Genomic DNA, 16,011 nt, shown 5'->3' on the forward strand with positions numbered 1-16,011 from the left:
GCAGGATAAAGTGCGGGCGCTGCTTTTGCTCCAGCGATACTAGTCAGGCGATGCATACGCGTCGCCTTCCCACCACGCCTTAGAACTTATGGCGAATTGCCGCGCGCACGACCAGTTGCTTCGAATTTGACGACAGGTCGGCGGCGCCCGGTACCTAACCCTGGTCGAGCGACGAACCCGTCTGGCTTCCTGCAACCTTCTGATACTTGCCGTTGACTTCAAAGTTCTGATGAAACCGGTAGCCTCCGCTGCTTTACAGCAATTCCGCCAAGGCCGGAACCAGATCGAAGAGATCACCCACCAGCCCGTAATCAGCGATTCCGAAGATCGGTGCATCCGCATCCTTGTTCACGGCGACGATGACCTTTGAGTCCTTCATCCCGGCCAGGTGCTGAATGGCGCCCGAGATGCCAACCGCAATGTAAAGCTCCGGTGCAACGATTTTCCCCGTTTGACCGACCTGCCAATCGTTGGGCGCGTAACCAGAGTCGACTGCTGCACGAGACGCGCCGACTGCCGCACCGAGTTTTTCCGCGAGCGGGTCGAGGATGGCGAAGTTATCCGCGCTGCCCAAGCCGCGGCCGCCCGATACGACGACGCGCGCGGCGGTTAATTCGGGCCGGTCGCTTGTGGCGACTTCACGGCGCACGAAGCGTGATAGGCCCGTATCAGCAGTCGCCGGCACGTTCTCGATTGATGCGCTACCGCCCTCGGTGCTGGCCGCCGCGAATGCGGTCGTTCGGATAGTGGCGACCTTGATCTGATCCAGGGACTGCACGGTTGCGATTGCGTTGCCTGCGTAGATGGGACGCTGAAACGAATCTGCCGAGTCGATCGCGATGACATCGGAAATCTGCGACGCATCGAGCTTTGCTGCAACACGCGGCGCGGTGTTCTTGCCCGCTGCCGTCGCTGGGAAGAAGAGGTGCGAGTAGCCGCCCGATAATGCTAGAACCTGTGCTGCCACATTCTCTGCCAGGCCATCGGCGAGATGCGGTGCGTCGACGAGGATGACCTTGTCCACGCCGCTTATCCTGCTTGCGGCGTCGGCCGCGGGCCGCGCGTTGCTACCCGCAACCAGAACGTGAACGCCATTTGACAAGCTTTGAGCAGCGGATACGGTGTGAAATGTGGCGCTTTTCAGTTGGGTGTTGTCGTGTTCGGCAATAACCAGCGTTGTCATTTAAATTACCTTCGCTTCGGTTTTCAGTTTCTCGACGAGTGTCGCGACATCCGGAACGATCACGCCGGCCTTGCGCGATGGCGGCTCGACAACCTTGAGCGTCTTAAGGCGAGGTGAGGGATCGACGCCAAGGTCCGACGACGTGATCGTCTCAAGCGGTTTTTTCTTTGCCTTCATAATGTTCGGCAGCGTGACGTAGCGCGGCTCGTTTAGACGCAAGTCCGTCGTTACGATGGCGGGCAACTGCATCGAAATGACTTCCAGGCCGCCGTCGACTTCGCGCGTCACCGTGGCGATGCTGCCGTCGATCTCGATGTTGCTTGCAAACGTCGCCTGGGGCCAGTCCAGAAGGGCTGCCAGTAGTTGACCGGTTTGGCCGGCGTCGTCATCGATTGCCTGCTTGCCGAGAATAACGAGCTGGGGTTGTTCCTTGTCGATTACCGCCTTGAGCAGCTTCGCGACGGCGAGCGGTTGAAGCTCCGCGTCTGTCTCGACGAGAATGCCGCGGTCGGCACCGATCGCAAGCGCTGTGCGAAGTGTTTCCTGGCTGGAGGACAGGCCGCAAGACACAGCTATCACTTCGGTTGCCGTGCCGGCTTCCTTGAGGCGGGTAGCTGCTTCTACCGCTATTTCGTCGAATGGATTCATCGACATCTTGACGTTTCCAATGTCCACGCCGCTCTGGTCCGATTTAACGCGAACCTTAACGTTGTAGTCCACTACGCGTTTGACGGCTGCAACAACTTTCATCTCATCTTCCTCAGAATCTGGCTATCGTGCGGCCGATGGTTCAGGACACTGCGCCCACGCCGTATTTGCCAGTCAGCAGCGCGCCGGTCGCGAAGCGCTCGATGGAATAGGGCTTGAGCGACACGTCGGTGGGTAGGCCCAGCGCCTCCTGCGCGAGCACGCGGCCGACTGTGGGGGACAGCTTGAAACCGTGGCCCGAGAATCCATAGCCCACGACAAGGCCTTCGATGCCCGGCAGCTTCCCGAGAACCGGGTTCCAATCGGGCGTGACGTCGTACACACCGGTCCACGATGATGCGATGCCTGCGGTTTCATACTCGGGAAAGCGCTCGGCAACCTGTTCCCCGACCTCGACGATATAGTCCATTGGTATGTCGCCTTGCTCGGTTTCGACCGCGTTAAGCTTTTCGCCCGCAATGCCTTCGCTGACCAGCATCTGGCTGCCGCCGTAGCTGCGGTAGTACAGCATGCCGCGCGAGGCGAGGTCTTTGAATACAGGCATGGAGAAGGTGTACTTCGCCGCGTCGCACTCGAGTGCGAGGACTGCGTGCCGCTCCGGCATGACAGGTAGCGACTGTCCTGTCCAGCCCGCGAGTTCCGGCGTCCAGATGTTTTGAGTGCTGATGACCGTCGAGGTCATGAAGTCACCCGCGCTCGTCGAGACGCCTACCACTTTGCCGTTCTCGATGAGCAGCTTGTTGACGGTCACGTTCTCGCGGATCGTCACACCGCCACGCCGCGCTGAACGTGCAAAGCTCGTCGCGACAAGATAGGCGTCGGCGAATCCAGCTTCGGGCTCATAGCCGATGAGCGCGGCATCGTCAAATCGGGCGATGGGTAAGAGTTCTTTCGCCTGGTTCGCGTCAAGCAGCTCAAGAGGGATGCCCTGGTCCTTCTGTTGATTCAGGGAAGCCCGCAGCGGTTCGAGCTTATCGCCCTCGGAGGCGACAATCATGTACCCGCATTTCACCAGACCGCAGGATGCGTCTTCGTCTTCGACGTAGGACGCGAAGTTGTTGAACACCTCCCACGACTTGCGTGCGAGTTCCACGTTCTCTTTAACCGAGTAGTGGGTGCGAAGAATGCCCGACGACTGCGAAGTCGTTCCCGCACCGATCGTTCCCCGGTCGAGGACGAGGACGTTCTTCGCGCCCAGCTTCGACAATTGGAAAGCTACCGAGCTGCCGATAACTCCCGCGCCAATCACAACCACGTCATACCTTTTCACGATTCCGCTTCCTCTTGTACACGTTGTGAGAGAAGTGTGAAGCGTCAAAAGCTAATGTGGCTCAATATAAGTGAAAGCGATTTTTAGCAGAAGCAGATGTCACCGGCCAAGGAGTTTCATGCAAGTTCAGAGGGGAAGCCGCGCTCTGGCGCACGGCAAAGTACCGCCTGCGCTATCAGCCGGGATAGGTAAGACCGGCCGCAGGTTGACGGCTCTCCGTCGCGCGTGGGACTCAGCGGCTTTCCAGTCCTTTCATCACTTCGACCTGAACCGTCTTCCAGATTGATTTCTTCAACTCCAGGTAGTTGGGCGAAAGTTGAACTTCTGCAGTGCGCGGCAGTGGCAGTTCGTTCTTGATGTCCTGAACGATTCGGCCGGGCTTCGCTCCCATGACAATCATTCGTGTCGACAGCATGAGTGCTTCATCAATCGAGTGTGTGATGAACACGATAGTCTTGCCGCTCTTTTCATAAATCGAAAAGAGCTGTTCCTGCAGAACTTGCCGGGTCATCGCGTCCAATGCGGCGAAGGGCTCGTCAAAGAGCATGACGTCAGGGTCATTTGCAAGCACGCGAGCGATTGAGACACGCTGCTTCATACCGCCGGACAGGGTGCTCGGATAGCTGTCTTCAAAGCCTTTTAGCCCAACGGCTTCGATGAATTGGCGAGCGGTATTGCGACGTTCCGTTTTGCCGACGCCTCGCATCTTCAAGCCGAACTCGACGTTTTCGCTGACGGTTTTCCACGGGAAGAGGGCGTACTGCTGGAACACCATTCCGCAAGCTGGCTCGACATCCTTGACAACACGACCGTTCACCAGGATGCGGCCTTCGGTAGGATGCTCGAAACCGGAAATCATGTTGAGCATCGTCGACTTACCGCAGCCCGATGCACCCAACAGGACGAGGAATTCGCCCCGAGCGACTTCGAGGTCCACTGCCTGTAGAACTTTCAACTGACCAAAGGATTTGCCGACGCCCTCCAGTTTGATCATCGGTTCGTTTACTTTTGCCACGAAAGTACCCCGCGCTCGATAAGTCGAAACAGCGCATCCGTCACGAGGACAGTGATGCTTATAAGGACCATCCCCAGCACGACAGTGTCCGTCTGGAAGAACTCCTTACCGTTCATGATCATGAACCCTAGACCATCTTGTGCGGCCACCAGCTCGGCAGATATGACACAGGTCCAGGAGAGACCCAGTATGACCTTCATGCCCGACAGGATCTGCGGCATGCAGCCCGGCAGGATTACTTCACGCATTACCTGCCACCGGTTCGCGCCAAGGTTGCGTGCGGCTCGCACGAAGATCGGATCGATGTTCCGCGTTGCGTCGATGACGTAGAGCAGGGCCGGTGCGAACGAGCCCATGAACACGATGCTGTACTTTTGGGTTTCGGTAATGCCGAACCACAAAAGCGACAGCGGTATCCAGCTCATCGAGGGCAGTGGACGAAGGAACGAAAGCAGCGGATCGAACGCGGCTCGTGCGTACCGCGAGGTCCCGAGCGCGATGCCAAGCGGTATCGATACAAACGCGGCCGCGAGAAAGCCGACCATGACACGCCGGGTAGACGCAATGACGTTCACGAGGAGGCTATGTTGATTCCACAATCGGATACCACGGCTCAGCACCTGCGAAGGGGCGGGCAAGAATATCGGGTCGACAAGTCCGACGCGGCAGACAACTTCCCAGAGAGCAATGAATCCGATAAGCGAACACGCGCTCACTACCAGCAGACTTCCGCTCGTTTTCCATTTTCCTTGATTTGCCATGCTCAACTCACAGGTAACTGGACTGGACCCAATCCTGAACCTTTGGCGCCTGATCGATTTCTTTCAATGAAACCAACATTTCGCTTAGCTTCTGCATGCCTTCCACGAAACTCCCCGGTTGTCCTCCCTTCTGCACAAAGAGCGCACGCTGTTGATCCAGTGTGTACCACTGCGTTTGTTTGACGATTGCGAGCTGCTCGGGAAGCGGGAGTCCTGTCAATTCCACGAGAATTTTGGCTGCGTCCTCGGGCGAATGGGTCATCAATTCGTTGGCTTGCGAGATGCCTCGCAGAAAGTTTTTCGGCACGTCGGAATGGGCGCTCGCAAAGGCTCTCCGGACGAGGAGTACATCCGGACCGGGGGTAATCTGGTATGTCTTGAACAGCGAGAATGACGAGTCGTCGAGGAGCAGCTTGGTATTCGGCAACGCTTTGATGCGGTCGAATGTCGGCGTCCATGCAACCGCGGCGTCAATCTGGTTGCCCCGGTATGCCGCTAACAGCTCGGTCGCTGGCAGATTGATAATGCTCACATCGCGGACCGGGTCCATTTGCGCCTGTTTCAGGACGTCGAGAAGCAGGACATGCGAGCTCGATGCATAGGTAACGCCGATTTTTTTGCCCTTCAGGTCTTTAATGCTTTTCACATCGTCGTGAACGAGCAGACCTTCCGCTTTGCCGAAATTGTTAGGCGTCGAAATGAGCTCGAACTGTTTCGCGCCATTTGCCATTAGAGCGAGGGCGGACACGACGCCTGTAACCGCGATGTCCACATTGCCGGCCATGACGGCACCCATGCGTGCGGACGAGGTGGAGAACGACTGCCACCGGCAGTCGATCCCGAGCTTCGAGAGCATGCCTGTTTTCATGGCGACGTAGGCTGAGTAGTGGCCGAGCCATGTCGAGCCGCCGTAGGTCACGACGGTTGCCGCCTTTACCAGCGAGGAAACGCTGGTGAGGGTGCCGGCCGCTGCCAGCAGTGAGGCTTGTTTGAGAAATTCGCGTCGCTTGTTCATAGTCAGTAGTCCGGTGTTAGGGCCAACGTGGAAGCTGCGAAATCCCCAACTTGGTATCGGGTAGCCGCAGACGGTCGAGCGTATGTTAGTGACAAAAAGGGGAAGGAAAAAAAGACACGACCCCGAATAAGGAAGTCTTATTCTTTAGGTCAGATTTCGTGATTTCTATCTGCTTCCCACGGCTTCGAAGCATGTGGTGTACGAGTCGAAGATTTTCGCCGGCAACGATGGAAGCGCTGCGTGGAGGAGCGGTGTGAGCGTATCGCGGACGATTTGTACCGACTCGTGAGCCACCGCTTCTGCTATGTCCGACCATTCCCCCTGGCGCGTCATGAGGAAGAAGTGTCGATGGCCGAGGCGGGTTGGGGCAATCGGCACGACTGAGATGTCGGCTAGATGACAGCGCGATTGCCACAGGCAGAGCGGAGACGTCACGGCACACCCGACGCCAGCCGCAACAAGGCTCAACAACGGGTCGGTGTCGTCGAACTCGTAACGTCTTGGCGCGTAGATATTCAGGTGGGTGATGAGTCTTTCGATCTGCTGCCCGATGACCGATCTCCCAGTGTAGCGAAGTAGCGGCAAGTCAGAGAGCGCATCCCGGATGTCGCGATACTTTTTTTGCCCAGTAGCGCGGTTGGGGACAGCCGCGACCAGGCACTCCGAAAACAGTGGCCGCAACGCGACGCGCTTTGGATCAAGCGCGGCTTCCGTACAGATGGCGAGATCCAGCTCGCGGTTTGCCAGTTGTTCGCTGAGAATCGGCGTGAGACCGGACCACAAAGATAAATCCTGCACACGGTCGGAAAGGCTTCGCACAAGGTGCGGCCCTACAGCCGCGGCGTATGAGTCTACGCATCCGATGCGAAGACCTGCCACGCCGGCCTTTGCCGCGGCGCGTACGTTCTGTGCGACCGCTTGCGCGTGCTCGAGCAGATCTCCTGCCTGTTCGAAGAGGACACGTCCTGCCGCATTCGGTCGTACCGGTCGGAAGTCGCGGTCAAACAAAGAGACGCCTTGGTCACGCTCGAGCGCGGCAATGAGTTGGCTGACAGCGCTTTGTGAAACGCCGAGGATACGTGCCGCCTCGGTCATCGACTTCGTCTCACATACCGCAACGAATGCGTGAAGCGCGCGCAGATCGACAGAACTATTTGACGTTCGCATGGCTAACCCCCTGTCACGATGCTGCCAAAGCGTCGGCGTTTAGTCCGCAATCCAACGTGTGGTTGTTTGGAGCATAAGAATCCCTTATGCCGAGCAGGTGGTCATTTCGGCGAGTTACGACTTGGCGCGACCCCGTGCAGACTGGGGCGATGGTCGGCCAGGAGGCGAAAGGGCGGCGTTGGCCATGTTATATTCGGCTGTCAAATCGCCTCCAAACATGAAAGAGAACGCACCCGAACAGTACCCTGACTGGGACCTCCTTGTGAGTTGGGTGGCAGTTGTGGAGGCAGGTTCCATATCGGACGCCGCCAGTCGTCTATCGATTTCGCAAGCTGGCGTGTCTCAGCGCATCAAGGCTCTGGAAACGACTCTCGGTACCGCGCTTCTCGATCGGACAACCCGTCCAGCACGGCCTACGGCTGCAGGGCAGCGCCTGTTCGAGCACGCGATAGTCCTGCTGCAGGGCGCCGACCAGATGGTTGAGAGCGTTCGCAACGTGACGAGGGCGAAGCGTGTCGTCGTACGGCTCGGGTGTGTCGATTCCTTCGCCGCCACCATTGGCCCCATCATCATCAAAGCGCTGGCCGGGACTTCGCACCAGATCAGATTGTGGTCCGGCATTACGCCCACACTGGATAGTCAGCTTGAGGCGCGCCAGTTGGATATGGCGGTGACAACCAATGGTTTTTCACAGTCCCCCGGTATTCGCCGCCAGAAGTTGTTTTCAGAGCCTTACTTCGTCGTTTTACCGCGGAATTGTGAAGTCGACCATTTTACGACCCTCGCCGATCTGAGCCGACATCTGCAATTTATCCGCTATAGCTCTCGTTCTGTCATCGGACAGCACATTGATGCCTACCTGGCGGCAAACTTCGAGAATATTGAGCGTACGTGCGAATTCGATGCGACCGACCCCATGCTGAGTCTCGTCGCAGCCGGTCTGGGCTTCGCTTTGACTACGCCGCTGTGCATCTGGCAATCCCGACATTACATCCCGGAAGTGCGAGTCGTCCCACTTTCGGCTTTTTCACGCCATGGTCGTCCTTACCCGCAATTGAGTCGTTCGTTTTTCCTTGCATTCCGGGAAAACGAACTTGGAAATTTGCCTGCCGGCTTATTCGATCTGGTCCGCCGTACATTTGAACGACAGGTCTCTTACGATATCGCGAAGGCCCTGTCGTTGAAATTGGAAGAGGTGTGTCTTCCGGTGGACGAGCCGATTAGCGATTCGGTGCCGCGCTAATACTTATGCAGGCGCGTGTGCGGTGTAGCCTGATCGTGTTAGGCCTGCAGCAGTGTCACATATTCGGATAGTTGGGACCGCCGCCACCCTCTGGCGTCACCCAAACGATGTTCTGGGTCGGGTCCTTGATATCGCACGTCTTGCAGTGGACGCAATTCTGCGCGTTGATCACCAGCCGCTCGCTGCCATCGTCGTTCTTCACGAACTCATACACCGCGGCCGGGCAATAACGCGCTTCCGGACCGGCATACGTCTGCCAGTTCACATTCACCGGCACCGAAGGATCTTTCAGCGTCAGGTGAGCCGGCTGGTTCTCTTCATGATTGGTGTTGGAAATGAACACCGACGACAGTCGATCAAATGTCAGCTTCCCATCCGGCTTCGGATACGTAATCGGCTGGCACTGCGAAGCAGGCTTGAGCATCTCGTGATCGGAGTGCTGATGATGCAGCGTCCAGGGCACGTTGCCGCCCAGCAGCTTCTGCTCGACGCCGACCATCAACGTCCCGAGGTACAGGCCCTTGCTCATCCACTGCTTGAAATTGCGCGCACGATGCAATTCCGTGTGCAGCCACGAAGTCTTGAACGACTCCGGATACGCCGTTAGCTCATCCGCCTGACGGCCCGCCTGCACGGCATCGAATGCCGCATCGGCAGCCAGCATGCCGGTCTTGATCGCCGCGTGCGAACCCTTGATCCGCGACGCGTTCAGGAAGCCCGCGTCGTCGCCCACCAGCGCGCCACCCGGGAACACGAGCTTCGGCAACGACATCAGGCCGCCCGCGGTAATCGCCCGCGCGCCATACGACACGCGCTTGCCGCCGTCCAGAAACGCGCGGATCGCCGGATGCGTCTTGTAGCGCTGGAACTCCTCGAACGGCGACAGGTACGGGTTGGTGTAGCCAAGGCCGACCACGAAGCCCACCACCACCTGGTTGTTATCCATGTGATAGAGGAACGAGCCGCCGTACGTGTCGCTCTGCAGAGGCCAGCCGGCCGTATGCATCACCAGACCCGGCTTGTGCTTGCCCGGATCGATTTCCCACAGTTCCTTGATGCCGATGCCGTAGACCTGCGGATCGACGCCTTCGCGCAGTTTGAACCTGTCGTTCAGTTGACGGCCCAGATGTCCACGCGCGCCTTCGCAGAACAACGTGTACTTCGCGTGCAGCTCCATGCCGAGCTGGAAGTTTTCGGTCGGCTCGCCGTCCTTGCCGATGCCCAGGTTGCCGGTGGCAACACCTTTGACCGAGCCGTCGTCGTTGTAGAGGATTTCAGCGGCCGGAAAGCCCGGGAAAATCTCGACACCCGCGGCTTCCGCCTGCTGACCGAGCCAGCGCGTCACGTTCGCGAGGCTGATCACGTAGTTGCCGTGGTTCTTGAAGTTGTCCGGCAGCGCCCAGGTCGGCACGCTCTTCGAACCGGTTCCGGTCAGGAACAGGAAGCGGTCTTCGGTCACGTCGACCGTCAGCGGCGCGCCTTTTTCCTTCCAGTCGGGGATCAGCTCGGTGATGGCGCGCGGATCCATCACCGCGCCCGACAGGATATGAGCCCCGATCTCCGAGCCTTTTTCCAGTACGCACACGCCGAGCTCGACGCCTTTTTCCGCCGCCAGCTGCTTCAGGCGGATCGCCGCGGACAGGCCGGCCGGGCCGCCGCCGACGATCACCACATCGTATTCCATCGACTCGCGTGGACCGTATTGTTCGATCAATATATTTTTCGCCATAGTTTTTTCTTAACGGTCCGCAAGCGGTGCGATTGCAATTGACCGCGGTTTCGTAGCTGGGCGATGAGACTCAGCGCCGGCCTCGCAAGCCAGTATTCCAGGTGGGCCATCATCGACTCTTGCTGCCAGCGCTGACATGCGCTGCCGGAGCACCGATGCCGACGAAATCGTCGTGGCTCATGTGCCCCTCTGGGTGGCAGCGAAACGAATTCTAAGAAACCATTGGGCGCCGCTAATTTGTATTACGCAAACTTATGTTTAACCAATGCATTCTCTCATCCTGATCGCCGGGTCGACGTACATGAACGAAGCTTCTCCGTTCAACTACGACGAAGCACGTGCGGCCAAAGTGCAGCCGCTCTTGCAAGACATGGTTGAAGCCTCGTTGCGCGCGGTTCAGTCGCTATAGCCTGTGTTTGCGTAAGCCATGGGATGTATATGCCCGTTAGACCGTGCTTCACCGGAGCCTCGCGTGATACGGCGGATCGTGAGATCACTTCAATCTCCATAGCCGCACAAGGTTCACGCCGCGTGGTCCACTCCGCCGGGTTCTTCCCTTGAGGCTTGTCCAACCAGTGCTGCCGTTAAGGACCGTTGCCGAGCATTTCCGAGTCACCAGAAGCCCGCCCAATTGTAGATACGCAATTGCACAATACCGGCGAATTCGTGAAGCGCGCGCCACGCAACACGGTAATTGATTCTTCGCGGCAGCAGCGAGAGTACCGCGGCGTCCGCGTAGGCCGCGTCCGGTCTTACCTCGATGCCTAGCCGATTGAAGGTGAGGTCCGCACGGCGCATGTGATAAGACGAAGTAATAAGCACGACGCAGTCATAGCGGCCCTTTTGCAGCAAAGGTTTGACATACTTGGCGTTTTCGTACGTAGTGCGACTTCGTTTTTCTAGAATGACGTCCGCCGCGCTGACCCCAAGTGCCGTGAGTGGCGACACATATACGTCCGCGTCGGCAATACCGTGGTCGTTGGGGTCGCCGCCACTGACAATAACCATGCAGACATGGTGAGCCTCTTTGCAGACAATGTAGTCCGCGGCGGCTTTTCGAATCCGAAATATGGCGTCGTACGTCGGAACGAGCGGGCTATGAGGCCCGTTGCGTTCCGCACCGGCGCTCAGTAGCACAATGGCGTTGCGCTGGCCGAACGAAGGTTCGTCGTATGTCGCGCGCGCGCCGGAGAGAATGCTCCAGACGCCAGAACCTATTACCCACGCGACGCCGAGCATGAGGCTGAAAGATGTCATCACCCGGCTGCGTGATGCTGGAGTACGGCGAGTCAAAGAAAGATGGGCCATATTTTTAGTTTGGGCTACTTATATACGCGCCGAGACTTACTCGATGCCGCCAATTTCGCGACTATTCTTCAGGTCCCCCGCGCGGAGTTAAAACAGTAACCAACAGATATCCGTCGAGGTGAAGCGCTATCTGCTCCAGATAGCCGTCGATCAAAGCGGGTGGAACATGCTCGAGTGTCTCCATTGAGACAGCGATGTCAAAGCGATCAGTAAGATGTAGATTCATCTGATCTGGGGTAGAAACCTCCTTGAAGGTCAAGTCCGGGTGTGTGCCCCATCTTTCGCGTGCTATGTAGAGACCAACTTCCCAGTTAGCGTCATATCCGACATAACGCGTCGGCTCGGCGGGGAGAAAGTCGATTGGCTTGCCGTCAAAACAGCCGAGTTTCAGCACGGTATCGGCGGAGATACTCTGCTTCTGTATCTGGCTCGACACCCACTTAAAGCGCGCGAAGTGGAGATAGCTGCGGATCCCGCCAGAAAACAGTCTTTCGTTATAACCGAACCCATCTTGTACGTCTTTCATGAAGTCCTCATTACATAGACATCGTTCACGCGACTAATCTAAAACAAACCATACAACCGCGAAACGATGAAGAAACGTGGGCCAGAATAATGAGTATCTTGTCGTGTCCGCTGAGCGTTCGCACATGCGATCACTTATGTTTGCGTCTCTGAAGTGTATGCGCGCTTGTACTGAAGCCAACTGGCCGTAATCGAAAAATGAGTCTCGATTCTTTCTCTAGCCAGCAGGCCTAGCCGTTGCCGACGTTCGGCAGGAAGGCCTAGCATCGAGAGTAGAGCAGTGGCCAACGCGTCGGGATCGGACTTCTCAACAAGACGCCCGGTTTCTCCCACCAGCAATCTGGTATCTCCAACATCTGTCGCCACGCACGGCACACCACACGCCATTGCTTCGCCGACTACGGTTGGCAATCCTTCACTGCGCGACGAGAGACAAAACAGATCGAATCCCGGAATAAGGTCATGTAGATCACTGCGCGGACCCACCAGATGACACACACGCGCCACGCCTGCTTGCTCGATTAGCGATCGCAATGCGGTGTTGTTCTCGTCCAGACCTTTTCCGATCATGACAAAGTGGCAACCCGGCCATTGCGGCGAAACCTTTGCGATTGCCGCCACGAAATTTCCATAGTCCTTGGCGGGGTCGTCCCGTCCGACGATCCCCACAATAGGTGTGTGCATATCGAGAGACAACAACTTACGAAGCGGGTCCTCGTCCCGTCTTCCCGGTTTGAAGAGATCGACATCGAAACCGTTGTAGATGACTTGCATGCGTCGCCTGCAATATCCTCCGCCGATGTGCGTACGCATAGCAGCTTCGGCGCAACATACGATCGTATCCGGCACACGAGAAGACAGCAGTGCGCAGCACTTGGCAACCGCCCCAAGCTTGCGGTTGTTCGAAATGGCTGGAAACTCGGTCTGATGGACACCCCAGACCAGGCGCAGCCGGTTCCCGGATGGGATGCGCCACTTCAGGATTGCACGGGTAAGACATGCCGCTACGCCGCCGAAAAGGTCCGCGTGGTACATCCATGTCTGCACAATATCCGGACGAAGGTCCACTAGCCATCGGATCAGTTTCAAGATCAGAAAAGGATTGGGGAGTCCCCGTTGCATTCCGAGTAGCCGTACGTCAACGCCAAGCGAACGAATCCTGTCGCCTATCATGTCCACGGATGAAAGTGATATGACGGTGTGCTCCGTTCCGTCTTTCTGTGCTGACTGGATCATACGGTAGAGCATCATCTCCGCGCCACCGACGCTGAGCCCTGAAATGATGTGGACAATTCTCATTGGCGGTCCCGATCGTGCATGGCCCGCGGCAGCAACGCTTTGGCCCGTGACTGAGCATTCTCGGCCAGCTTGCGATACGGCATCGCCCGCATGCACTGCAGAACTGATTCGTCTCTCATTCACAATTGCATCCTCATAATTGCGTCACCGCACGGTACGTCCTTCGTCTGGACGTTTGGCGTGTGCTTGATTTACCTTCCCGTGCTGGTGTAATGGGGACGTCCTGCGACCGTGGCCTCCAATCCGAGTTCGTCGTACACGGTCAATATCTTTTCGAGAACCACAGTTTCGTCGAATTCCCTGAGTGCTTTTTCTCTGGCGGCGAGGCCGAGCCGGCGGCACAACGCACGGTCGTCATCGAGCAGCCGGATTGCATTGGCCAGCGAGCGGCTATCTCGCACCGGCACTGTCAAGCCATCGGTCCCGTTGCAACTGACCACTTCGCGGCAACCGGGAGAATCGGTGGTGACGAGCGGTAACGCGCAGGCCGCGCCCTCGACCAACGTGGTAGGAAGTCCCTCGCGGTAGTAACTCGGCAGCACGACAACGTCTATTTCAGATAACAGCGCCGGCATGTCACTCACGTGCCCCAGCCATTCGACCAATCCATGCCGCACCCAGCTTTCGACCAGCACTTTGCTGACCGCTGCGGGATTCCCCTCGTCAGGCGAGCCGGCAAGAAAGAACTTGATCGATCTGTTCTCTTCTTTCAACAATTGGGCGGCCTCGACATATTCCGCTATGCCTTTTTCCCATATCAGGCGAGCGGCCAATAGAACCCGCAGCGGTGCAGTGGGCCGCGAATCTGATTCGCGCCGTGGAATAAAGCGTGCGCAATTTACACCGACACCCCGGATGAGTTTGAGCGTCCTGTCGCCACCAATCCTCGCTTCCTTGAAGAGTGCAATGTCATCGGCATTTTGCAGGATGACTGCACTTGATCGCCCGTTGAAGGCAGATCGCATGACCCGGCGCACTAAGGGGCGCAGTAGGCGTGCTCTGAATTGGTTGCTCGTGAATACGTAGCCTAGTCCGTCGATGGAATTGACTCTGACGGGAACGCCAGCGAGTTTCGCGGCCAATGACCCATATACCGCGCCTTTGATCGTGAATCCGTGCACGACGGCGGGGCGTTCCCTGCTGAAGAAGCGGGCAAGCCAGGCGACCAGCAGAAGCTCGCGGACAGGGTTGAGACTGCGACGACGCATGGGCACGCCATGCCACCGAAAGCCGAGATCTTGCAGTTTGCTGGCGTATTGGCCAGGTGGTGAAATAAACACCACTTCGTGTCCGTCTTCGCGAAGCCGCAGGGCCAACGGGAGGCGGAAGTTGTAGAGATACCAATCTGTGTTAGAGAACAGGATCACCTTTCCTGAAGACTTTTCCGGTCGATCTGCAAGTGTGTCCATAGTATTGCTAACCTTATGACGAAATGGTGTTCGAGCGCCGGATGCTGCTGCGATTAGGTAGTTCGGTGCCGTCAAGAACTATCCGGCAATCGTGTTGGTGTATGTGCGCAGACCCACGCACGCCGTCAGCGATAGAGCGATGCGGATTCTGAAGAAAGGTCGAACGTCGCTGGCTGGCGGAGACTATGACTCGCGTGACTATTCGCACAAAGTTACCTTGACGCATGATGCTAAGTACGCTTAATGTTTTAGCGGGAAGGTAAGTCCGTGTGCGGAACTGAGTGGCGGACTGTCGTCGGTCATCAAGCGCGATCTTTCTTTCGCCTGCGCGCCATGAATGAGGCGTTTCAGGAAACTCATATCTTGCTCCGTGATCGCGCGTCCTACGTCCACTCGATGGGTCAATTGAGTTTTTTCCGGAATAAACCATGCGCAAACTATTGACCATCATTACACCCACTTTCAACCGGGCCGAGTATTTGCCTCGACTTCATGAAAGCCTCAAGGCGCAGTCGCACGGCGACTTCGAGTGGCTGATTGTGGACGACGGCAGTACCGACGGAACCCCGGCGATCTGTGCGCGGTTCATCGCGGAATCGGCAATATCGATTCGATATATTCGCAAGGAGAACGGCGGCAAACACACGGCTGTCAACGTTGGCGTCGAGGCGGCGGATTCCACGTTGATCTTTATCGTCGATAGCGACGATTACGTGACGGACGTAGCGGTGTCCCGCATCGCGTCGGTCTGGCGGGAATTCGCAGCGCCCGATCGTTCGGGGATCAGCTTCCTGCGCGGAACGAGCGTGAACGTTCCGCTGGGCAAGACCTTTCCTAAGGATTTTGAAATATCGTCGTATCTGGAAATGCGATTCAACCGTGCCGTGTCTGGTGACAAAGCTGAGGTTTACAGAACGGACATCCTGAAGCAGTTCCGCTTTCCGGAATTTGAAGGTGAAAGGTTTCTCGCGGAGGATGCGGTGTGGGCACGCATCGGACTGCGGTACACAATGGTTCATGTCAATGAGATCATCTACGTTTCAAATTATCTGGAAGCCGGCCTGACGCGTTCGGGGAAATCGCTGATGGTGCGGTGCCCCAACGGCGCAATCGAAAGCGTTAAATGGTTCCTCTCGGATCAGGTTCGCCTAAAGGTCCGTTCGCCGATGGCTTGGCGTTACGTTGCCTATGGCTTTTTTGCCGGGAAATCGCTGCCTGATCTCATCGCCTCAAGCAAAGCGCCTTTCTTTGTCGCAATCCAGACACCGCTTGGGATCGCGCTGTACGCGTACTGGAAACACAAGTTCCGGAAGGAACTCGCAAGAACAAAGATATGACGCGATCGTCACGTCTTCTACCTGGGTTGATGGCGAAACCGA

At 57.3% G+C, this 16,011-nt stretch carries 15 protein-coding genes and 1 pseudogene; 3 read left to right on the forward strand and 13 right to left on the reverse strand.

Going from position 1 to position 16,011, the window contains the following annotated elements; translation table 11 throughout:
* Positions 1–79: 79 nt before the first annotated feature.
* From ACAX43_RS01990 to ACAX43_RS02025, 8 genes and pseudogenes are all read right to left on the reverse strand, one after another.
* Positions 80–217 (reverse strand): annotated as a pseudogene (locus ACAX43_RS01990) (porin); the annotation flags it as partial.
* Positions 218–253: 36 nt separating this feature from the next.
* Positions 254–1,183, reverse strand: coding sequence for an electron transfer flavoprotein subunit alpha/FixB family protein (locus ACAX43_RS01995; RefSeq protein ID WP_370706736.1), 930 nt, complete (start codon positions 1,181–1,183; stop codon positions 254–256).
* Positions 1,184–1,933, reverse strand: a complete 750-nt coding sequence (locus ACAX43_RS02000) for an electron transfer flavoprotein subunit beta/FixA family protein (RefSeq protein ID WP_370706737.1) — start codon at positions 1,931–1,933, stop codon at positions 1,184–1,186. It lies immediately after the preceding gene.
* A gap of 40 nt (positions 1,934–1,973) precedes the next feature.
* Positions 1,974–3,161 (reverse strand): NAD(P)/FAD-dependent oxidoreductase, encoded by a 1,188-nt coding sequence (locus ACAX43_RS02005; protein WP_370706738.1) that lies wholly within the window; start codon positions 3,159–3,161, stop codon positions 1,974–1,976.
* A gap of 232 nt (positions 3,162–3,393) precedes the next feature.
* Positions 3,394–4,155, reverse strand: coding sequence for an ABC transporter ATP-binding protein (locus ACAX43_RS02010; RefSeq protein ID WP_370706739.1), 762 nt, complete (start codon positions 4,153–4,155; stop codon positions 3,394–3,396).
* Positions 4,156–4,163: 8 nt separating this feature from the next.
* Positions 4,164–4,937, reverse strand: coding sequence for an ABC transporter permease (locus tag ACAX43_RS02015; RefSeq protein ID WP_370706740.1), 774 nt, complete (start codon positions 4,935–4,937; stop codon positions 4,164–4,166).
* A gap of 7 nt (positions 4,938–4,944) precedes the next feature.
* Complete coding sequence (locus tag ACAX43_RS02020; RefSeq protein ID WP_370706741.1) at positions 4,945–5,952, reverse strand: ABC transporter substrate-binding protein; 1,008 nt, start codon at positions 5,950–5,952, stop codon at positions 4,945–4,947.
* A 165-nt stretch (positions 5,953–6,117) separates the two neighbouring features.
* Positions 6,118–7,119: a LysR family transcriptional regulator gene (locus ACAX43_RS02025; RefSeq protein WP_370706742.1), complete on the reverse strand. Its 1,002-nt coding sequence runs from the start codon at positions 7,117–7,119 to the stop codon at positions 6,118–6,120.
* 217 nt (positions 7,120–7,336) lie between these two features.
* Here ACAX43_RS02025 and ACAX43_RS02030 point away from each other — a divergent pair, with 217 nt between their 5' ends.
* Positions 7,337–8,362 (forward strand): LysR family transcriptional regulator, encoded by a 1,026-nt coding sequence (locus ACAX43_RS02030; protein ID WP_370706743.1) that lies wholly within the window; start codon positions 7,337–7,339, stop codon positions 8,360–8,362.
* A gap of 55 nt (positions 8,363–8,417) precedes the next feature.
* On the opposite strand, the gene ACAX43_RS02035 is transcribed toward ACAX43_RS02030, so the two are convergent.
* Positions 8,418–10,091, reverse strand: coding sequence for an electron transfer flavoprotein-ubiquinone oxidoreductase (locus ACAX43_RS02035; RefSeq protein WP_370706744.1), 1,674 nt, complete (start codon positions 10,089–10,091; stop codon positions 8,418–8,420).
* A 265-nt stretch (positions 10,092–10,356) separates the two neighbouring features.
* Between ACAX43_RS02035 and ACAX43_RS02040 the strand changes: the two genes are divergently transcribed.
* Positions 10,357–10,500 (forward strand): hypothetical protein, encoded by a 144-nt coding sequence (locus ACAX43_RS02040; RefSeq protein WP_370706745.1) that lies wholly within the window; start codon positions 10,357–10,359, stop codon positions 10,498–10,500.
* A gap of 203 nt (positions 10,501–10,703) precedes the next feature.
* Here the strand turns inward: ACAX43_RS02040 and ACAX43_RS02045 are convergent, their stop codons facing one another.
* From ACAX43_RS02045 to ACAX43_RS02060, 4 genes are all read right to left on the reverse strand, one after another.
* Positions 10,704–11,348 (reverse strand): YdcF family protein, encoded by a 645-nt coding sequence (locus ACAX43_RS02045; protein WP_370706746.1) that lies wholly within the window; start codon positions 11,346–11,348, stop codon positions 10,704–10,706.
* A gap of 112 nt (positions 11,349–11,460) precedes the next feature.
* On the reverse strand, positions 11,461–11,925 hold the full coding sequence (locus ACAX43_RS02050; RefSeq protein WP_370706747.1) for a methyltransferase domain-containing protein: 465 nt from the start codon (positions 11,923–11,925) through the stop codon (positions 11,461–11,463).
* Positions 11,926–12,059: 134 nt separating this feature from the next.
* Complete coding sequence (locus ACAX43_RS02055) at positions 12,060–13,223, reverse strand: glycosyltransferase (protein ID WP_370706748.1); 1,164 nt, start codon at positions 13,221–13,223, stop codon at positions 12,060–12,062.
* 191 nt (positions 13,224–13,414) lie between these two features.
* Positions 13,415–14,632, reverse strand: a complete 1,218-nt coding sequence (locus ACAX43_RS02060; protein ID WP_370706749.1) for a glycosyltransferase family 4 protein — start codon at positions 14,630–14,632, stop codon at positions 13,415–13,417.
* Between the two features lie 428 nt (positions 14,633–15,060).
* On the opposite strand from ACAX43_RS02060, the gene ACAX43_RS02065 reads away from it, so the two are divergent.
* Complete coding sequence (locus ACAX43_RS02065; protein WP_370706750.1) at positions 15,061–15,969, forward strand: glycosyltransferase family 2 protein; 909 nt, start codon at positions 15,061–15,063, stop codon at positions 15,967–15,969.
* The last annotated feature ends 42 nt before the right edge of the window (positions 15,970–16,011 follow it).

The sequence above is a fragment of the Paraburkholderia sp. IW21 genome (genome assembly GCF_041321145.1).
Taxonomy (GTDB): Bacteria; Pseudomonadota; Gammaproteobacteria; order Burkholderiales; family Burkholderiaceae; genus Paraburkholderia.